This is a genomic window from Billgrantia zhangzhouensis, assembly GCF_021404465.1.
GTDB classification, from domain to species: domain Bacteria; phylum Pseudomonadota; class Gammaproteobacteria; order Pseudomonadales; family Halomonadaceae; genus Halomonas; species Halomonas zhangzhouensis.
On sequence record NZ_JABFTT010000014.1, the window covers coordinates 99,417 to 117,871 of the forward strand.

Annotated in this window: 17 protein-coding genes; 16 read left to right on the forward strand and 1 reads right to left on the reverse strand. The window is 63.8% G+C overall.

What is annotated here, in order from left to right; translation table 11 throughout:
- Positions 1-23: 23 nt before the first annotated feature.
- From narI to HOP51_RS17385, 9 genes are all read left to right on the forward strand, one after another.
- Positions 24-701 (forward strand): respiratory nitrate reductase subunit gamma, encoded by a 678-nt coding sequence (gene narI, locus HOP51_RS17345; protein ID WP_407061822.1) that lies wholly within the window; start codon positions 24-26, stop codon positions 699-701.
- Between the two features lie 119 nt (positions 702-820).
- Positions 821-1,642, forward strand: a complete 822-nt coding sequence (locus HOP51_RS17350; RefSeq protein WP_234275173.1) for a peptidylprolyl isomerase — start codon at positions 821-823, stop codon at positions 1,640-1,642.
- Between the two features lie 50 nt (positions 1,643-1,692).
- Entirely contained in the window at positions 1,693-2,277 is a 585-nt protein-coding gene (moaB, locus tag HOP51_RS17355) for a molybdenum cofactor biosynthesis protein B (RefSeq protein ID WP_234275174.1), read from the forward strand.
- A complete protein-coding gene (locus tag HOP51_RS17360; protein ID WP_234275175.1) occupies positions 2,274-3,515 on the forward strand; it encodes a molybdopterin molybdotransferase MoeA in 1,242 nt (413 codons plus the stop codon). Before moaB ends, HOP51_RS17360 begins: the two co-directional genes overlap by 4 nt.
- Entirely contained in the window at positions 3,475-4,218 is a 744-nt protein-coding gene (locus HOP51_RS17365; protein ID WP_234275176.1) for a Crp/Fnr family transcriptional regulator, read from the forward strand. The genes HOP51_RS17360 and HOP51_RS17365 overlap by 41 nt, the downstream gene beginning before the upstream one ends.
- A 43-nt stretch (positions 4,219-4,261) precedes the next feature.
- Entirely contained in the window at positions 4,262-4,681 is a 420-nt protein-coding gene (locus tag HOP51_RS17370) for a putative zinc-binding protein (RefSeq protein ID WP_234275177.1), read from the forward strand.
- Positions 4,678-5,664, forward strand: coding sequence for a GTP 3',8-cyclase MoaA (gene moaA / locus HOP51_RS17375; RefSeq protein ID WP_234275178.1), 987 nt, complete (start codon positions 4,678-4,680; stop codon positions 5,662-5,664). The genes HOP51_RS17370 and moaA overlap by 4 nt, the downstream gene beginning before the upstream one ends.
- Before the next feature lie 224 nt (positions 5,665-5,888).
- Positions 5,889-6,200, forward strand: coding sequence for a PHD finger domain-containing protein (locus tag HOP51_RS17380; protein WP_234275179.1), 312 nt, complete (start codon positions 5,889-5,891; stop codon positions 6,198-6,200).
- A gap of 21 nt (positions 6,201-6,221) precedes the next feature.
- Positions 6,222-7,430 carry a M24 family metallopeptidase gene (locus HOP51_RS17385; protein ID WP_234275180.1) on the forward strand — a complete coding sequence of 403 codons (1,209 nt, stop codon included), beginning with the start codon at positions 6,222-6,224 and terminating at the stop codon, positions 7,428-7,430.
- An 8-nt stretch (positions 7,431-7,438) separates the two neighbouring features.
- Here the strand turns inward: HOP51_RS17385 and HOP51_RS17390 are convergent, their stop codons facing one another.
- Positions 7,439-8,323, reverse strand: a complete 885-nt coding sequence (locus HOP51_RS17390) for a LysR family transcriptional regulator (protein WP_234275181.1) — start codon at positions 8,321-8,323, stop codon at positions 7,439-7,441.
- Between the two features lie 266 nt (positions 8,324-8,589).
- Between HOP51_RS17390 and HOP51_RS17395 the strand changes: the two genes are divergently transcribed.
- The 7 genes from HOP51_RS17395 to HOP51_RS17425 all read left to right on the forward strand — a co-directional run bounded on the left by HOP51_RS17395 (position 8,590) and on the right by HOP51_RS17425 (position 18,371).
- On the forward strand, positions 8,590-10,041 hold the full coding sequence (locus HOP51_RS17395; protein WP_234275182.1) for a sodium:solute symporter family protein: 1,452 nt from the start codon (positions 8,590-8,592) through the stop codon (positions 10,039-10,041).
- A 141-nt stretch (positions 10,042-10,182) separates the two neighbouring features.
- On the forward strand, positions 10,183-11,265 hold the full coding sequence (locus HOP51_RS17400) for a GlxA family transcriptional regulator (RefSeq protein WP_234275183.1): 1,083 nt from the start codon (positions 10,183-10,185) through the stop codon (positions 11,263-11,265).
- A gap of 249 nt (positions 11,266-11,514) precedes the next feature.
- The gene (gene glyA / locus HOP51_RS17405) at positions 11,515-12,813 is read left to right on the forward strand and encodes a serine hydroxymethyltransferase (RefSeq protein WP_234275184.1); all 1,299 of its coding nucleotides are present in this window, start codon (positions 11,515-11,517) and stop codon (positions 12,811-12,813) included.
- A gap of 47 nt (positions 12,814-12,860) precedes the next feature.
- Positions 12,861-14,111 carry a sarcosine oxidase subunit beta family protein gene (locus HOP51_RS17410; RefSeq protein WP_234275185.1) on the forward strand — a complete coding sequence of 417 codons (1,251 nt, stop codon included), beginning with the start codon at positions 12,861-12,863 and terminating at the stop codon, positions 14,109-14,111.
- A gap of 180 nt (positions 14,112-14,291) precedes the next feature.
- Positions 14,292-14,684, forward strand: coding sequence for a sarcosine oxidase subunit delta (locus HOP51_RS17415; protein WP_234275186.1), 393 nt, complete (start codon positions 14,292-14,294; stop codon positions 14,682-14,684).
- Positions 14,681-17,743 carry a sarcosine oxidase subunit alpha family protein gene (locus HOP51_RS17420; protein ID WP_234275187.1) on the forward strand — a complete coding sequence of 1,021 codons (3,063 nt, stop codon included), beginning with the start codon at positions 14,681-14,683 and terminating at the stop codon, positions 17,741-17,743. The genes HOP51_RS17415 and HOP51_RS17420 overlap by 4 nt, the downstream gene beginning before the upstream one ends.
- Positions 17,736-18,371, forward strand: a complete 636-nt coding sequence (locus HOP51_RS17425) for a sarcosine oxidase subunit gamma (protein ID WP_234275188.1) — start codon at positions 17,736-17,738, stop codon at positions 18,369-18,371. The genes HOP51_RS17420 and HOP51_RS17425 overlap by 8 nt, the downstream gene beginning before the upstream one ends.
- The last annotated feature ends 84 nt before the right edge of the window (positions 18,372-18,455 follow it).

An 18,455-nucleotide genomic window follows, 5' to 3' on the forward strand; every position in this document is an offset into this window, starting at 1 on the left:
GGAGACCTGTCATGAGCACTTTCATGCACTACATCGACTCCCTGCTGTTCGGGCTCTACCCCTACCTTGCCGGCAGCGTCTTCCTGATCGGCAGCCTGATGCGCTACGACCAGGGCCAATACACCTGGAAGACCGGTTCGAGTCAGATGCTGTCGTCGAAGAACATGCGCCTGGCCAGCAATCTGTTCCATATCGGCATCATCACCATCTTCTTTGGCCACTTGGTCGGCCTGCTGACGCCGCACTGGCTCTACGGTCCCTTCATCAGTGCCGGCACCAAGCAGGTACTGGCCGTGGTGGTCGGTGGCATCGCCGGCGTGATGTGCCTGGTGGGTGGCGCCATGCTGTTCCATCGCCGCCTGACCAACCCGCGGGTACGCGCCTCCTCCAGCACCATGGACACCGTGATCATCGGCCTGCTGGTGCTTCAGGTGGCACTGGGCCTGCTCACCATCCTGCCCACCCTGGGCCACCTGGACGGTAGCAAGATGCTGCAGTTCTCCGGCTGGGCGCAGTCCATCGTGTACTTCCAGGGTGGGGCTGCCGCTCACCTGGAAGGCGTGAGCTGGATCTACAAGCTGCACATCCTGGTGGGTCTGACCATCGTGCTGGTGTTCCCCTTCACCCGTCTGGTTCACGTGTGGAGCGCGCCGATGGGGTATGTCACGCGGCGTTACCAGATCGTCCGTCGCCGGGCTTAGGGGGTTAAAGCTGGCTGCGCTCGCTCAGCTTCGCATGCCTCGGAGCAACAAGTTTGGGAACGCCGGAACAGCCCCGGGCATGTACAGCCGCTTATGTCATGTAATTGAGGATTCGCACCATGCAAATGATCGAGATCGCACAGCTGCCGGGCCGCTACGCGCCGCCGCCCGTCAAGGTCGGCGGCAAGGCGATCGACGAAGAGAGCATCGCCCGCGAGATGCAGTACCACCCGGCGGCGACCGCCGCCGAGGCGAAGCTGCTGGCCGCCCGTGCCCTGGTGGTTCGCGAGCTGCTGCGCCAGCGCGCCGTCGAACTCGGTCTGCTGAGGGCGGACTCCCGTGACGAAGGCGAGCATGATGCTGCCATCGCCGTCCTGCTGGAGCGGGAACTGGAGGTGCCGGAGCCCGAGGAGAAAGCCTGCCGCCGCTTCTTCGACGCCGACCCCGAGCGCTTCAGCACGCCGACCCGCATCGCCGTGCGCCACATCCTGCTGGCCGCCGCCCCCGACGATGCCGAGACGCGCGACGCCCAGTACCGCCTGGGCGAAACGCTGCTCGAAGAGCTGCAGCGCATTCCCGAGCGCTTCACCGAGTTCGCCATGCGCCACTCCGCCTGCCCGTCGAAGAGCGAGGGCGGCGAGCTGGGCTGGCTGGCCCAAGGGCAGACCGTGGCCGAACTCGACCGCGCCCTGCAACACCTGCCCGAAGGACTGCACGACCGTCCGCTGGCCTCGCGCTACGGTTGGCACCTGGTGAGCATCGACGCGCGTGCGGGTGGGGAGCGTCTGCCCTTCGAGCAGGTCGCCGAGCGTGTACGCCACACCCTGCGCGAGCAGGCGACTCGCCGCGCCTTGCGCCACTACCTGCTAGTGCTCGAGGCGGAGATCGGCGTCGAGGGAGTCGACCTCGATGACGACAGCGCCAACTCTCTCATGCAGTAACTGAATTCAACGGGTGCCGGCCCTCACGGGCCGGTGCTGGAGGAGCTGCCATGTCACATGTTCACGCCAACGCCCGTTTCGTACCGCTCGGTATCGCCGTGCTGACCGTTTCCGATACCCGTGGCTTCGACCGCGACGGCAGCGGCGACCTGCTCAGCGAGTGCCTGTCGGAAGCCGGCCATGTGCTGGTCGACCGGCGCATCGTTCCCGACGACATCTACCGCATCCGCGCGGTGGTCTCCAAGTGGGTGGCGCGCGACGACGTGCAGGTCATCCTGGTCAACGGCGGTACCGGCTTCACCGTGCGCGACACCACCCCCGAGGCGCTCACGCCGCTGTTCGATCGAGCCATCGACGGCTACGGCGAGCTGTTCCGCCAGCTCTCCTACGACAGCATCGGGACCTCCACCGTGCAGTCGCGGGCGGTAGGCGGCGTGGCCAACCGTACCCTGGTCTTCGCCATGCCCGGCTCGTCCAAGGCTTGCGCCACCGCCTGGGACGGCATCCTGGCAAGCCAGCTCGACGCCCGCACCCGGCCGTGCAACTTCGTCGCCATGGTGATGCCCGAGCAGCAGGCCTGTGCCGGCCGCGAGGCGCCGAAGGTGCCTGACCACGGTCAAGGAGCGCACGCATGAGCTGTGCCACCCTGGCCAAGGGATTGCTCGACCTGGATGTGGCGAGGGCGCGCATGATAGCCGCGGCGGAGCCCGTGCAGGGCGAAGAATTCGCCGCCTTGGAGCAGGCCGCGGGCCGGGTACTGGCTCGCGATCTGAAGGCAAGGCTCGACATGCCCGGGGTCGACAACAGTGCGATGGACGGTTATGCCCTGCGCTTGGCGGAACTCTCCGAGGCTGGCCTGCCGGTGGTCATGCGAGTGCCGGCGGGGGCTGCCGTCGTGCCGCTGCCCGAAGGCGGCTGCGCACGCATCTTCACCGGCGCGCCGATTCCCGAAGGAGCCGACTGCGTGGTGCCCCAGGAGCGAGTGCGCCTGGACGAGATGGGGCGCGTGCACGTCATCGGTGAAGCGAAGCTAGGGGCCAACATCCGCCGCCGCGGCGAAGAGTACCGTGAAGGCGACACGCTGCTCACGGTGGGCTGGACGTTGGACGCTGCGGCGCTGGCGCTGCTGGCCAGCCAGGGCATTCCCCAGGTGCCGGTACTGCCGCGCCTCAAGGTGGCGCTGATCTCCACCGGTGACGAGCTGATCGAGCCGGGCACGGCATTCGCCCCCGGGCTGGTCTACAACAGTAACCGGGTGATGCTGCAGGCGCTGCTGGAACAGGCCGACTGCGAGGTGCTGGATCTCGGCATCATCGCCGACGATCCCGACGCCTTGCGCGAGGCGTTCACTACCGCCCGCGATGGCGCCGACCTGGTGGTGTGTACCGGCGGTGTGTCGGTGGGCGAGGAAGATCACGTCAGGCCCGTGCTCGACGAACTGGGCGGGCTCTGGTTCCACGGCGTGGCGATCAAGCCGGGCAAGCCGTTCGCCTTCGGCTACCTGGACGACGGCTCCCCCGAAGGCGTGCCGCTGATCGGGCTGCCGGGCAATCCCGTGGCCTCTCTGGTGGGCTGGCATCTGCTGGCCAGGCCCTTCGTGCAGGGCTGCCAGGGCCGCACCGTCGGGCCATTGCAACAATACCGCGTCCGCGCCGGCTTCTCGCGGCGGGGCAGTCCGGGGCGGTGCGAGCTGCTGCGCGTCGTCATCGACTGGCAGGGCGATCATCCTGTCGCTCGCTTGGCTGGCGGGCAGGGCTCCCATATGCTGCATGCCGCCAGCCAGGCGCACGGTTATCTGATGATGACCGCCGATACCGACGTGGAGGAAGGTCATGAATACCCCTATCTACCCGCCGGACAGTTCGTCGACTGACCTGCTGTTCAAGCCCAAGCAGCTGCGCGAGCTGGTGCAGGGCGTGCCGTGGCTGGGTGAACTGGACGAGGACGAGGTCACCGCGCTGCTCGAGGACACCGAGCTCAAGACGCTCAAGACCCGCGAGTGGCTGTTCCGCCAGGACGCGCCGGCGCATTGGCTCTATATCGTCATCAACGGCGCGGTGCGCCTGGCACGCAGTGCGGGTGACGGCCGCCTGGCCACCATCCGCTGCGTCGAGCGCGGCGGCACCTTAGGCGAACTGAGCATGGTCTCCAGCGCCGGCGTCTATCTCTACTCCGCCGAAGCGCTGCGGCGCACCCATGTGCTGGCGATTCCCGCCCAGCGCTGTCGCGAGATCATGGACCGCCAGCCGGCCTGTCGCGCCGAGTTCATGAGCCGGCTGGCGCTGGAACTCACCGAGCGTCTCGAGGACCTGGCGCTGCTGACCCAGGCCGACGCCATGTCGCGACTGGTCAGCTACATCCTGCGCCAGTTGCCGCCGGGGCGCAGCAAGAGCCCGAGGGTGGTGCGGCTGTCGATCCCCAAGCGCTGGCTGGCCGCCCAGTTGGCCATGACGCCGGAGACCTTGTCGCGGCTCTTGGCCAAACTGCGCGACGGCGGCGTGATCGGCATCGACCGCCAGCGCCTGACGGTGCTCGACGAGCAGAAACTGCGCGACGCCATGCTGGCCGACGACTGAGATCGTCGGCGCGGGGTCGCACGTGGCAAGGAGGGGAGGCAGCATGTCCCGAACCGTGAACAAACCTCGTACCCTGGTCTACTCATGCTCCGGCTGCTCCGACGTGGCGCAGTTGGCCAACGACGTGGCCGTGCGGCTCGATCATACCGGCGTGGCCGAGATGTCGTGCATCTCCGGCGTTGGCGGCGGCGTGCCCGGGCTGGTGCGCATTGCCCGCTCCGGGCGGCCCATCGTCGCCATCGACGGCTGCCAGATGCACTGTGTCACCCACTGCCTGGCCCGGTCCGGGGTGAGCGCCACCGAACACGTCAAGCTCTACGAACAGGGCTTTCGCAAGCGGCGCGGCCAGAGCTACGACGACGACACCGTCAGCGAAGTGGCCGAACAGGTTGGCGAGCTGATCGCCCGCCTGCCGTTGGATGCCGTGTCTCACGTGGAAGTCAAAGCCGAGGAGAACGCATGAGCCTGACCGATGGCTTCGGCCGCACCGTGCGCTACGTTCGCCTGTCGGTCACCGACCGCTGCGACTTCCGCTGCGTCTACTGCATGGCCGAGGAGATGACCTTCCTGCCCCGCGCCAGGCTGTTGACCCTGGAGGAGATCGCCACGCTGTCGCGGGCCTTCGTCGAGCTGGGCGTGGAGAAGATCCGTCTCACGGGCGGCGAACCGCTGGTACGCCGCGGCATCGAGGAACTGGTGGCCGAACTCGGCGCGCTGCCCGGCCTGCGCGACTTCGGCATGACCACCAACGGCGCCGGACTCGTCAAGCATGCCCGCGCCCTCTACCAGGGCGGGCTCAAACGGCTCAACGTCAGCCTCGACTCGCTCGACCCCGAGCGCTTCCGCGCCCTGACCCGCACTGGCGATCTCGCCAGAGTGATCGACGGCATTCGCGCCGCCCAGGAGGCCGGCTTCGAGCGCATCAAGCTCAACGCGGTGATCCTCAGGGGGCGCAACGACGACGAAGTGCTCGACCTGGTGGAATTCGCTCGCGCCGAAGGCGTCGACATCAGCTTCATCGAGGAGATGCCGCTGGGCCAGAACATGAGCCACGATCGCGGCGAAACCTTCTGCTCCAGCGATGACGTGCGTGCCGCCATCGAGGCGCGCCACACGCTGCTGCCCACCACCGAGACCACCCTGGGGCCATCGCGCTACTACCGCATGGCCGACAGCGACTCGCGCATCGGCTTCATCTCGCCCCACAGCCACAACTTCTGCGCCGCATGCAACCGCGTGCGCGTCACCGCCGAGGGCCGCCTGCTGCTGTGCCTGGGCAACGAACACTCCGTCGACCTGCGCGCGGTGATGCGCCGCCACCCCGGCGATCTCGAGCGGCTCAAGGCCGCCATCGTCGCCGCCATGCAGAACAAGCCTGAACGTCACCACTTCACCACTGACGGCGACGTGCAGGTGGTGCGCTTCATGAACATGACGGGGGGGTGACCCCAATCCCGTTCTATCCCGTCGTTCACTGATGACCCGGTAGCCGCCAGGCTGCCGCTGCGGTCTGTTTGCCTTTCTACGCCCTGCTTCCACTCGCTCCGCACTGCGGCATGCCGCGGCCTCGCTGCCGGCATTGCTGTCGTCAATACCCCTATTTGCACTAGTCATTGGTGTTGCCGAGCTGCGCTGGCCATAGTCATTTCAGACGGCTGGAGAACGCGGAAATGAAACATTGGCGACTAGTGCTGAGAGTGGCTTCCGACTCGATGGTGTTACAGGACGCCGGTGAATTTAGGCGCAATGTCAGCGCGTTTCTACGCGTGGATAAAACCTACGAAGTGGCCTGCCTTGGTATCAACATGTTTGGCATCGATTTCCTGGCCGAAGATGACGAGTTCAGTCACATCATGTGTCTGGTGAAGATACTGGAAGCCAGGTACCGACTTTCCATCATGCAGTTCAGCGAACTTGACGTTGCCAATGCGCCTGGCGTGACAGTAAAGGTCGATTCCCAACCTGCGACATGTGTCGCGTGAAAAGACGAAGGAGACAACAAGATGCAGCTTCCATCGCTGATCGAGATTTCCAATGGCGATAAGGTCGTGCCGACGTTTTCCGATGCAGAAATGCAGGGGCGTATGAAGCGACTTCGGGACTACATGGCGGCTAATGGCGTCGACGCCGTCGTGCTGACCTCGTATCACAATATCAATTACTTCAGTGACTTCGTTTACTGCAAGTTCGGGCGCGATTACGGCTTGGTCGTGACACAAGATCGCTTCACTACAGTCACCGCCAATATCGACGGTGGCCAACCCTATCGGCGCAATCGCCTGGGCGACAACATCGTCTATACCGACTGGCAGAAGGATAACTTCTTCAAGGCGGTAAAGCAGCTCTGTGAAGGCAAGCGGCGCATCGGTGTCGAGTTCGACCACCTTACACTGCAGAACCAGCAGAAATTGCTCTCCGCGCTCGGCGAGGTGGAACTGGTCGATATCGGCGTGCCGACCATGAAGATGCGCATATTCAAATCGGCCGAGGAGATCGCGCTGATCCGCCAGGGTGCGCGCATCGCCGACGTGGGCGGCGTGGCCGTGCGCAATGCCATCAAGGCAGGCGTGCCGGAATACGAGGTGGCGCTGGCCGGCCAAGCCGCCATGGTGCGCGAAATCGCCAAGACCTACCCGAACAGCGAGCTGATGGACACCTGGGTCTGGTTCCAGTCGGGAATCAACACCGATGGTGCCCATAACCCGGCGACCAGCCGCCGCGTGCAGCCCGGGGACATCCTGAGCCTGAATACCTTCCCGATGATCTCAGGCTACTACACGGCGCTGGAGCGTACCCTGTTCTGCGAGCATGCCTCCGACGAGCAACTGCGCCTGTGGGAGGTCAACTGCGAGGTTCATCGTCGCGGCCAGGAACTGATCAAGCCCGGCGTGCGCTGCTGCGACATCGCCCACGAGCTCAACGAGATCTTTGCCAAGCACGATCTGCTGCAATATCGCACCTTCGGCTACGGCCACTCCTTCGGCACCCTGAGCCACTACTACGGTCGTGAGGCAGGCCTCGAGCTGCGTGAGGACATCGAGACCGTGCTCGAGCCCAACATGGTGGTCTCCATGGAGCCGATGATCATGGTACCGGAAGGTCGTCCTGGGGCAGGCGGTTATCGCGAGCACGATATCCTAGTGATCAATGAACATGGAGCCGAGAATATCACTGGCTTCCCCTATGGGCCGGAGCATAATATCGTCAGGTAAGGAAGATTTTACCTTCTGCCTAGAATGGGAGGCGGAGTTAGGTTGGCCAGCCCGGCATGGAGAAAGTCAAGAACGTGCCGGGTTGCCAGGCTCAGTTCCCGTTCCCGGTAATAGAGTCCAATGCTGACCGAGCCGAGGTTCGGCAGACATTCCGTCTCTATCGCTTTGGACAGGTGAGGCGGCGCCACTGACGAAGCCATGGCTGTCAGCCCAAGCCCTTCCTCGACGGCCGACACGATCCCCAGCAAGCTGGGGCTGGTATAGGCAATACGGTAGGGTTTGCCCGCTTGTTCCAATGAACCTTCGAGCATTGATCGATAAATACAACCTTGCGGGTAGGTAACCAGAGGAATGATGTCAAATTCGGTGAGGTTGTTATTGTTCATTACCCAAGTTAATTGGTCTATTCGAAAGTCGCGTATATCTCGGTCTTCCTGCTGCTTTTCAGGCTCCATGACCAAGCAGACATCATAATGATGTTTCTGGAATCGCTGATAGATTACCTTGCTGATGTCACCGTCTACTTCGACCATGATGTTCGGGTGGGTTCTCGCTAGGTTACGTAATGCTTTGGGAAGAAAGGCAAGCTCTAAATCGTGAGGAATGCCGAGCCTAACGCGGCCTGATACATGCTCTCCACTGAACCTGGTGACGACCCTGTCATTGATTTTCAGGATATCCTTGGCAGCTTGGTAAAGATAGTTCCCGTCTTCCGTAAGCTCCAGGCTTGTGCCTCTCAAAAAAATTTGCGTATCAAGAAGCGATTCCAGCTTCTTGATTTGAAGACTTATAGCAGGTTGTGAGCGTCCCAAAAACTCTCCGGCGCTGGTAAATCCGCCTAGATCCCTTATGGTCACAAAGGTGCGCAGCAGTTCCGTAGGAATGTTTTTCATTTTAGAGCCTATTGTTGAATTTTATGAGAGGATTTGCGTTACAAATTGGCCTGCTGTTAGTGGAATAAAGTACCTTGAATGTGCCTGCGAAGGCAATGCGCTGGAGGCCGCTGTCCCATTGATAAAGAACAAGAGGGTATGGAGATGAATTCCTGGGTATTGAGTACTTATCTATTTCTCGCCGGCTACATGCTGATGCATGCTGGCGTCGCCTATTTTCGAAGGGAGCTAAAGGCAAAGTTGGCCAACGGTTTAAGGAGGTGATCATGGATGCCTACAAACTGTTCAATTGGGGGCTTCTTGTCTTGACGTTCGGCTTGCTGATTTATCTCGGCTACCTTTCGTCACGCTACATGAACAAGAGCGATGAGGGGGGCTTCTTGGTGGCCGGGCGGTCACTTGGTGCCTTCGTGGCGGCAGGGACCATCGTCGCTACCGGCTTCAGCGGTTGGGGATTCATGGGCTCGCCCGGTGTGACCTACCAGTTCGGCGCCATCGAGGTGCTGGGTAATTTCTTCTTTGCACCAGCGATGGTGATTGCTGTGCTTTACTTCGCGCGCTTCCTGCAGCGCCGCGCCATCGAAATGGGCAGCAATACCATCCCTGAGTATATCGCCCAACGCCATGGTGGAGGTTTGATGGGGCGGGTGCTGCAGGGTGTGGCTGCCTTCATTACCATTCTTCTGCTGCTGATTTTCTTGACTAGCCAGATCAAAGCCGTGGGGCTGCTCGGTGCCAGTTGGTTGGACATCGAACTCAATCAAAGTGCCATCCTGATGGTCTCGGTGATCATTATCTATACCATGCTGGGTGGGCTTGTCGCGGTTGCTTGGACCGATACGGTCATGGTCTGCGGCATGGCGCTGGCCGCGGTCATTATCTTGGCGCAAATGCTGACTTCCGTCGACCTCGGCACTTGGGAGGCATCGCTCAATGCCATCGACCCCGAGCTGCTCAATCCCACAACGGGGGCACCTTACGGCGACTCTATCGGTACCGTTTTTTTGGTGCTGCCTTACGCCTTCCTGTTCGCCGCTGTGCTGCCCTACATGGCGATCCGCTTCCTAGCCATGAAGCCGGACATCAAGCTACACAAGGTGGGAGTCTACGTGGCCATTCTCGGAGCGTTGCTCAGCCTGATTCCCATCGTCGGGCTCTACATTCGCATGCATGTGCCGGATCTGGCCGACCCTGACATGGCCATGCCGGTCTATCTGGAGCAGTTCATGCATCCGGCCATTCAGGGCATCATCACGCTCTTCATCATCTTTGCCATGAAATCCACGGCCAACTCTCTTCTCCACACCGTGGCTTCTGCGACCTCGCATGACTTGCGTCTCTCGCTATTTGGGCCGGTTTCCGACGAACGTCTGGCTTTGGCGATCAACCGTGTCGCAGTGGTGGCTCTTGGGGTACTTGCCCTGCTGATGATGCTCTACGCTCCACCGTTCATGCTTTCCTGGTTGGGTATTCTGGGCTCCGGCACCCTCTTGGCCAGTATGATCGGGCCGGTATTCATCTCTACTTTCTGGCAAGGCAGTGCCTGGGGAGCCCTCATCGCTATGCTGATGGGTTTCTTTACCAGCGGCTACATGATGCTGTTCGCCGATGTGGGTTGGCTGATTGGGCCGCTGATAGGATGTGTGGTCTCGTCGGTTTGTTATGTCGGCATCTCGCTCATGGTGCGGCAGTTGCCCTTAAGCCAGCGACTCTCCTGAAGCTGCCAACGTCTCCGGATCATTACCGGAGACGTTGGTCCGGGCCCATGTGCTGCCCCTTGCCTGCCACGTAAAATCCGATAGAGTCGAGGCGACGGGCTTGGTTCATCTTCAAGCACCCTTCGCCATGCAGGAGCCGTCATGAATCTTCCTCTCAGGGGCGAGCCCCTCTCGGTCGGCTTCGTCCTGCTGCATCGTTTCACCTTGCTGCCATTCGCCGCCTTCGTCGACTGCCTGCGCCTGGCCGCCGACGAGGGCGATCGCAGCCGCCAACTGCGCTGTCACTGGATCTTCATGAACAGCACGGGCGAACCGGCCACCTCCAGTTGCGGGGCCTCCATCGCGCCCTGCGCCCCCTTCCGGGCTCCCGAGGAGTTCGATTACATCGTGGTGATTGGTGGCGTGCTGGACGATGCCGATCGGGTCGATACTGCGGCGTTGGCCTACCTGCGGCGAGCAGCGGCGGCCGAGGTGCCGCTGGTCGGGCTGTGTACCGGGGTCTTCGCCTTGATTCAGGCCGGCCTCATGAGCGGGCGGCGCTGCTGCGTGAGCTGGTATCACCACCGTGACATGATCCAGCGCTTTCCCACCATCGAGCCCGTTGCCGATCGCTTGTTCATCGACGACGGCGACCGCCTCACCTGCGCCGGCGGCGCGGCGGGAGCGGACCTGGCCGCCTATCTGATCGAGCGCCATCTGGGCAAGGCGTGGGCGATGAAGAGCCTGCGCATCATGCTGCTGGAGGAGGCCCGTACCGGCGCCCATCCCCAGCCGCAGCCGGTAGTGTTCGGCAAGATCGAGGATCGCCTGGTGCGCCGCTCCATCGCCGTGCTCGAGCAGCACCTTGGCGAGCCGATCTCCATGGATATGCTGGCTGAGCGAGTGGGAACCTCACGCCGCAATCTGGAGCGCCGCTTCCGCGAGACGCTGGGCGTCGCGCCCCAGAAGTTCGCGCGGGATCTTCGCCTGCGCTACGGGCTGTGGCTGCTGCACTACACCGGCAAGAGCGTCACTGAGATTGGCGAGCGCTGCGGCTTCGCCGATACGGCTCATTTTTCACGTCATTTTCGCAGTGCCTTCGGTATGCCGCCGTCGGAGATGCGCAAACGTGCTAAAGATCCGGAAAGCGACCGGGTCGATCCGTTCTTCCTGCATATCGAATCCAATCCCAGTCTTGATGAAGGCACCGCTTTCGCCCGGATCACACGCGCTACAGGCGAGTGATCGCTGTTTCTGACGCAGACCGGAAAGCATGCCGAACAGGTCGCCGTCACGCTTGTCATTCAGTAAAGCTGTCGCATTCGTTCAATCTTTCATCCGGCGCCTCCGCTATTAATCGCAGGGTAGGCAGGCCGTCTTGCGTGGCGGCTATCCAAACATAAGGATTTCAAATTTTTCGCGCCGCCGGGTTGCCGATAGATTGCTAGAACGCACCCAGCCCTGAACCAACATCCATAACAAACGGAGTCAGTCATGAACCAAGCCGGACTCGCTTCATTCGATACCCAGATTGCCGCTGCCATCGCCGAGGAGGTGGCGCGCCAGGAAGCCCACGTCGAGCTGATCGCTTCCGAGAACTACGCCAGCCGTGCGGTGATGGAAGCCCAGGGCACCCAACTGACCAACAAGTACGCCGAAGGCTATCCAGGCAAGCGCTACTACGGCGGCTGCGAGCACGTCGACGTGGTCGAGAAGCTCGCCATCGAGCGTGCCTGCAGCCTGTTCGGCACCGACTACGCCAACGTCCAGCCCCACTCCGGTGCCCAGGCCAACGCCGCCGTCTTCATGGCGCTGGTCAGCCCCGGCGACACCGTGCTCGGCATGAGCCTGGCCCACGGCGGCCACCTGACCCACGGTGCGGCGCCCAACTTCTCCGGCAAGCATTACAACGCCGTGCAGTACGGCCTGAACCCCGAAACCGGCGAGATCGACTACGAGGAAGTCGAGCGGCTGGCGCGCAGCCACAAGCCCAAGCTGATCATTGCCGGCTTCTCCGCCTACTCCCGTGTGGTCGACTGGCGCCGTTTCCGCAACATCGCCGATGAAGTCGGCGCCTGGCTGATGGTGGACATGGCCCACGTGGCGGGCTTGGTCGCTGCCGGCCTCTACCCGAGCCCGGTGCCCCATGCCCACGTGGTCACCACCACCACCCACAAGACCCTGCGCGGCCCGCGCGGCGGCCTGATTCTCTCCGCCCATGGCGATGCGGAGCTATACAAGAAGCTCAACGGCGCGGTATTCCCCGGCCAGCAAGGCGGCCCGCTGATGCACGTCATCGCGGCCAAGGCGGTGGCCTTCAAGGAGGCCATGAGCCAGGCCTTCGTGCAGTACCAGCAGCGCGTGATCGACAACGCCCAGGCCATGGCCGAAGTGTTCCTCGACCGTGGCTACGACGTGGTGTCCGGCGGCACCGAGGATCACCTCTTCCTGGTCTCGCTGATCCGCCAGGGCGTCACCGGCAAGGACGCCGATGCGGCGCTGGGTCGGGCCCACATCACCGTCAACAAGAACGCCGTGCCCAACGATCCGCAGAGCCCGTTCGTGACGTCCGGCCTGCGCATCGGAACCCCGGCGGTGACCTCGCGCGGCTTCGACGTGGCCGACTGCGAGGCCCTGGCCGGCTGGATCTGCGACATCCTCGACGTGCTGGCCGAGCAGGGCAACACCGATGCCGTGGAGGCCGAGGTGCGCGCCAAGGTCGCCGAGCTGTGCGAGCGGCACCCGGTCTACGGTGCCGCTCCGGCCGCGGTAGAAGAAACCGCCACTGCCTGAATGAATGAAATCGGCCCCCTCGGCGGGGTCGGTCGAGGAGAGACGAGATGCAACGCTATTCAGGATTCGGGCTGGCCAAGCACGCCCTCAGCCACCACGAGAACTGGGAGCGCCAGTGGCGCAACCCCACCCCCAAGAAGCAGTACGACGTGATCATCGTCGGCGGCGGCGGCCACGGCCTGGCCACCGCCTACTACCTGGCCAAGGAACATGGCATCAAGAACGTGGCGGTAGTCGAGAAGGGCTGGCTGGGCGGCGGCAACACCGCGCGCAACACCACCATCGTGCGCTCCAACTATCTTTGGGACGAGGCGGCGGCGCTCTACGAGCACGCCATGAAGCTGTGGGAGGGGCTATCGCAGGACCTCAACTACAACGTGATGTTCTCCCAGCGCGGCGTCATGAACCTGGCCCACACCCTGCAGGACATGCGTGACGTCCAGCGCCGGGTCAACGCCAATCGCTTGAACGGCATCGATAGTGTGGTGCTCACCCCTGAGCAGATCCAGGAGATCGTGCCGATCATGGACTGCTCGAAGAACGCCCGCTATCCGATCCTCGGCGCCTCCTGGCAGCCGCGCGCCGGTGTGGCGCGCCACGATGCCGTGGCCTGGGGCTTTGCCCGCGCCGCGGATGCACTGGGCGTCGACCTGCTGCAGAACACCGAGGTCACCGGCTTCAAGATTCGCGATGGCCGTGTCTACGGGGTGCACACCAACCGCGGCGACATCGAAGCCAAGACCGTCGGCTGCGTGGCGGCGGGCAACTCGGGTGTGCTGGCGAAGATGGCCGGCTTCCGCCTGCCGCTGGAGTCGCATCCGCTGCAGGCGCTGGTATCCGAGCCGCTCAAGCCGGTGCTCGACACCGTAGTGATGTCCAACCACGTGCACGGCTATATCAGCCAGACCGACAAGGGCGACTTGGTCATCGGTGCGGGCATCGACGGCTACAACGGCTACGGCCAGCGCGGTAGCTACCCCACCATCGAGCACACCCTGCAGGCCATCGTCGAGATGTTCCCGATCTTCTCGCGGGTGCGCATGAACCGGCAGTGGGGCGGCATCGTCGACACCTGCCCGGACGCCTGTCCGATTCTCTCGGCCACGCCGGTGAAGGGTCTGTTCTTCAACTGTGGCTGGGGTACCGGCGGCTTCAAGGCCACACCGGGCTCGGGTCATGTGTTCGCCTGGACCCTGGCCAAGAACCAGGCTCACCCGCTTGCGGCCCCGTTCTCCATCGACCGTTTCCATAGCGGAGCTTTGGTCGACGAGCACGGCGCCGCCGGCGTGGCCCATTGACAACAATGTGAGGACAGGCGCTTCGAGATGAGCGCCGGGGGCAAGGCGAAGCGAGGGTCTTTTGCCATGGATGGCAAGAGTAGCGCCCAAGGATGGGTTCACAGCGCCCTCGCGCAGGCTTGTCGCCGGAGCAGCTCATCGGATGCCGGATCGTGAAAGTCTCTCCAAGGGAGAACCACCATGTTTCATATCTACTGCCCCTACTGCGAGGAGCATCGCGAGGAAGAGGAGTTCCGTCCCAAGGGCCAGGCGCACATCGTCCGCCCCAAGGACCCCGAAGCCTGCAGCGACGAGGAGTGGGGCGACTACCTGTTCTTCCGTGACAACCCACGCGGCATCCACCATGAGCTGTGGGTGCACGCCGTCGGCTGTCGCAAGTTCTTCAACGTCACGCGCCATACCGTGACCTACGAGATTCTCGAAACCTACAAGATGGGCGAGCAGCCCCGCATTACCGCCGAGAGCCTGGCGAGTGGCGAAACCCAGGGCAACGTGCAGGTGGCCGGCGGCGGACAACAGACCGTGAGCGGCAGCAACGCCGCGGTGGAAGCGGTCAAGGGAGAGCAGGCATGAGCAAGTCCTTGGAACAGCCGAATCGTCTCAAAGAGGGCGGGCGCATCGATCGCTCGCGCAAGCTCGACTTCACCTTCAACGGCCAGCGCTATCAGGGTCATGCCGGCGACACCCTGGCCTCGGCGCTGCTGGCCAACGGGGTGGATATCGTCAACCGCAGCTTCAAGTACTCGCGCCCGCGCGGCATCGTCGCCGCCGGCGCCGAGGAGCCCAACGCGCTGGTCCAACTGGGCAGCACCGAAGCCGTCCAGGTGCCCAACGTGCGTGCCACCCAGCAGGCGCTTTTCGACGGTCTCGTCGCGCGCAGCACCAACGGCTGGCCGAACGTGCAGCGCGATGTCATGAGTCTGGTGGGCAAGCTGGGCGGGCGCTTCATGCCGCCGGGCTTCTATTACAAGACCTTCATGGCACCGGCCTCCATGTGGATGACCTATGAGAAGTACATCCGCAAGGGCGCAGGCCTGGGCCGCAGCCCCATGGAACCCGATCCGGACAGCTACGATCACCTCAACCGGCACTGCGATCTGCTGGTGATTGGTGCCGGTCCCGCCGGCCTGGCGGCGGCATTGACCGCAGCCCGTAGCGGTGCCCGGGTGATCCTGGCCGATGAGCAGGAGGAGATGGGCGGTTCGCTGCTCGACAGCCGCGAGCTGCTCGACCAGCAGCCGGCTGCCAAGTGGGTGGAGCGCGTGCTGGCGGAGCTCGCCGGGCTGGACAACGTCACGCTGCTGCCCCGCACCACTGCCAACGGTTACCACGATCACCATTTCGTCACGCTGCACGAGCGGCGCACGGAGCACCTGGGCGAGACGGCACCGCTGGTCGACGGCCATCGCAGCGTGCGTTCGCGCATGCACCGCGTGCGTGCCGGTCAGGTGCTGCTGGCCACCGGCGCCCACGAGCGACCGCTGGTCTATGCCAACAACGATGTGCCGGGCAACCTGCTGGCCGGCGCAGTATCCACCTACATCCGCCGCTACGGCGTGGTGCCCGGCAACAAGCTGGTGCTTTCCACCAGCAACGATCATGCCTATCGCGCCGCGCTCGACTGGGTCGAAGCTGGCCGTGAGGTCGTGGCCATCGTCGACGCCCGTACCAATCCGCAGGGCGACTGGATCGACGCCGCCAAGGCCAAGGGCATTCGTATCATCACCGGCAGCGCGGTGATCGAGGCCAAGGGCGAGAAGCGCGTCAGCGCGGCACGCGTGGCCAAGATCGACCTCGGCGCCTTCAAGGTCACCGGCCAGGCCGAGACCCTGGCCTGCGACACCATCGCCAGTTCCGGCGGCTACAGCCCGGTGATCCACTTGGCCTCGCACACCGGCGCGCGGCCGACCTGGAACGAGGAAATTCTCGGCTTCGTGCCCGGCCTGGTGAAAGGCGTGCATGCCGCCGGCAGTGCCCGTGGTATTCACGATTTGGCTGCAGGCCTGGCCGACGGCGTGGCCATGGCAGCCCAGGCGCTGGAGGCACTGGGGCAATCGGCCAAGGCGGTCGAGTTGCCGCAGGTCGACGCCCGCCGCGAGGGGCCGGCCTGTGCGCTCTACCAGGTGCCTCACGAGAAGCCGACCCTGCGTGCACCCAAGCAGTTCGTCGACCTGCAGAACGACGTTACCGCCGGGGGCATCGAGCTGGCAACGCGTGAAGGCTTCGAGTCCATCGAGCATGTCAAGCGCTACACCGCCATGGGCTTCGGTACCGACCAGGGCAAGCTCGGCAACATCAACGGCATGGCCATTGCCGCGCGCTGCCTGAACAAGTCGATTCCCGAAGTGGGTACCACGGTGTTCCGGCCCAATTACACGCCAGTCACCTTCGGGGCCATCGCCGGACGCCACTGCCGCGACCTGTTCGACCCCGAGCGCTACACCGCACTGCACCAGTGGCACGTGGAGCATGGCGCCGAGTTCGAAGACGTCGGCCAGTGGAAGCGCCCCTGGTACTTTCCACAAGTACGCCCTGACGCCGCCAACGGCGAACGCGAGAGTATGGCGGAGGCGGTGGCCCGCGAGTGCCGGGCGGTGCGCGAGAAGGTCGGCATCCTCGATGCCTCGACCCTGGGCAAGATCGACATCCAGGGCCCCGACGCCCGTGAGTTCCTGGGCCGCATCTACACCAACAAGTGGGAAAAGCTGGCCGTCGGCAAGTGCCGCTACGGGCTGATGTGCAAGGACGACGGCATGGTCACCGACGACGGTGTGACCAGCTGTCTGGCCGACAACCACTTCCTGATGACCACCACTACCGGCGGCGCCGCCGCGGTGCTGGAGTGGCTGGAGCTGTGGCATCAGACCGAATGGCCCGAACTCAACGTGACCTTCACCTCGGTGACCGATCACTGGGCGACCATGACGATCACCGGACCCGAGGCGCGCAACCTGCTGGCCGAGATCACCGACATCGATCTCGACCGCGATGCCTTCAAGTTCATGGAGTGGCGGGCTGGCAAGGTGGCCGGGGTACCGGCGCGGGTGTTCCGCATCTCCTTCACCGGCGAATTGACCTACGAGATCAACGTCCAGGCCAACTACGCCATGCACGTGTGGAAGACCCTGTTCGAGCATGGTGACAAGTACGGCCTGACACCCTACGGCACGGAAACGATGCACGTGTTGCGGGCGGAGAAGGGCTTCATCATCGTCGGCCAGGACACCGATGGCTCGGTGACGCCGGAAGACCTGGGCATGCAGTGGTGCGTGGGCTACGACAAGCCGTTCTCGTGGATCGGCAAGCGCGCACTGACGCGCAGCGACACCCGCCGCACGGACCGCAAGCAACTGGTCGGCCTCAAGCCCAAGGACCCGAAGGTGGTGCTGGAGGAGGGCGCGCAGATCGTCTTCGATCCGAAGCACGCCATTCCCATGCCGATGGCGGGCCACGTGACCTCGAGCTACTACAGCCCGACCCTGGACTCAGGCTTCGCCCTGGCCGTGGTCAAGGGCGGTCAGCAGAAGATGGGTGAGACCGTCTACCTGCCCATGGCCGACGGCCAGGTCCATGAGGCCGAAATCGTCAGCCCGATCTTCGTCGACCCCAAGGGAGAGCGCCAGAATGTCTAACGCCGCTACTTTCGATACTCGTACCGAAGCCAATATCCCGGTGGAATCGCCGCTGGCCTACTCCTATCACCGTTCGGGGGCTCCGGCCCCCAGTGCCAAGAGCCGGGTGATACTGCGCGAGCGGCCCTTCCTCGGCCATCTGGTGCTGCGCGGCGGTGCCATCGTGCTCGACGAAGCAGTGCGCGCGGTGCTGGGCTTCGGCCTGCCGGCACGGCCCAACACCCTCAGCCAGAGTGAGGACGGCGCGCGTTCGATCCAGTGGCTCTCGCCCGACGAGTGGCTGCTGATCGTACCCGGTGGCGAGGAATTCGAACTGGAGGGCGCACTGCGTAACGCTCTGGGCGATGCTCACTACGCCATCGTCAACGTCAGCGGCGGCCAGACACTGCTCGAACTCTCGGGTGAGAAGGCGCGTGAGCTGCTGATGAAATCGACGCCCAGCGACGTGCACCCCGAGGCCTTCCCGGTGGGCAAGGGCGTGACCGCGGTGTTCGCCAAGGCCAACCTGATCCTGCGCCGCCCTGCGGAGAACCGTTGGGAGCTGGTGCTGCGCCGCAGCTTCGCCGATTACTGCTATCGCTGGCTGCTAGACGCCGGCGCGGAGTACGCCATCGGCGTGGAGAAGTAACTCGGCGTCTCGTTTGCCAGGCGCGTTTGGTCGGGGTTTCCCCGGCCCTTTTTCCACTCGCCGCCGGAGCGCCGGAGGGAACAG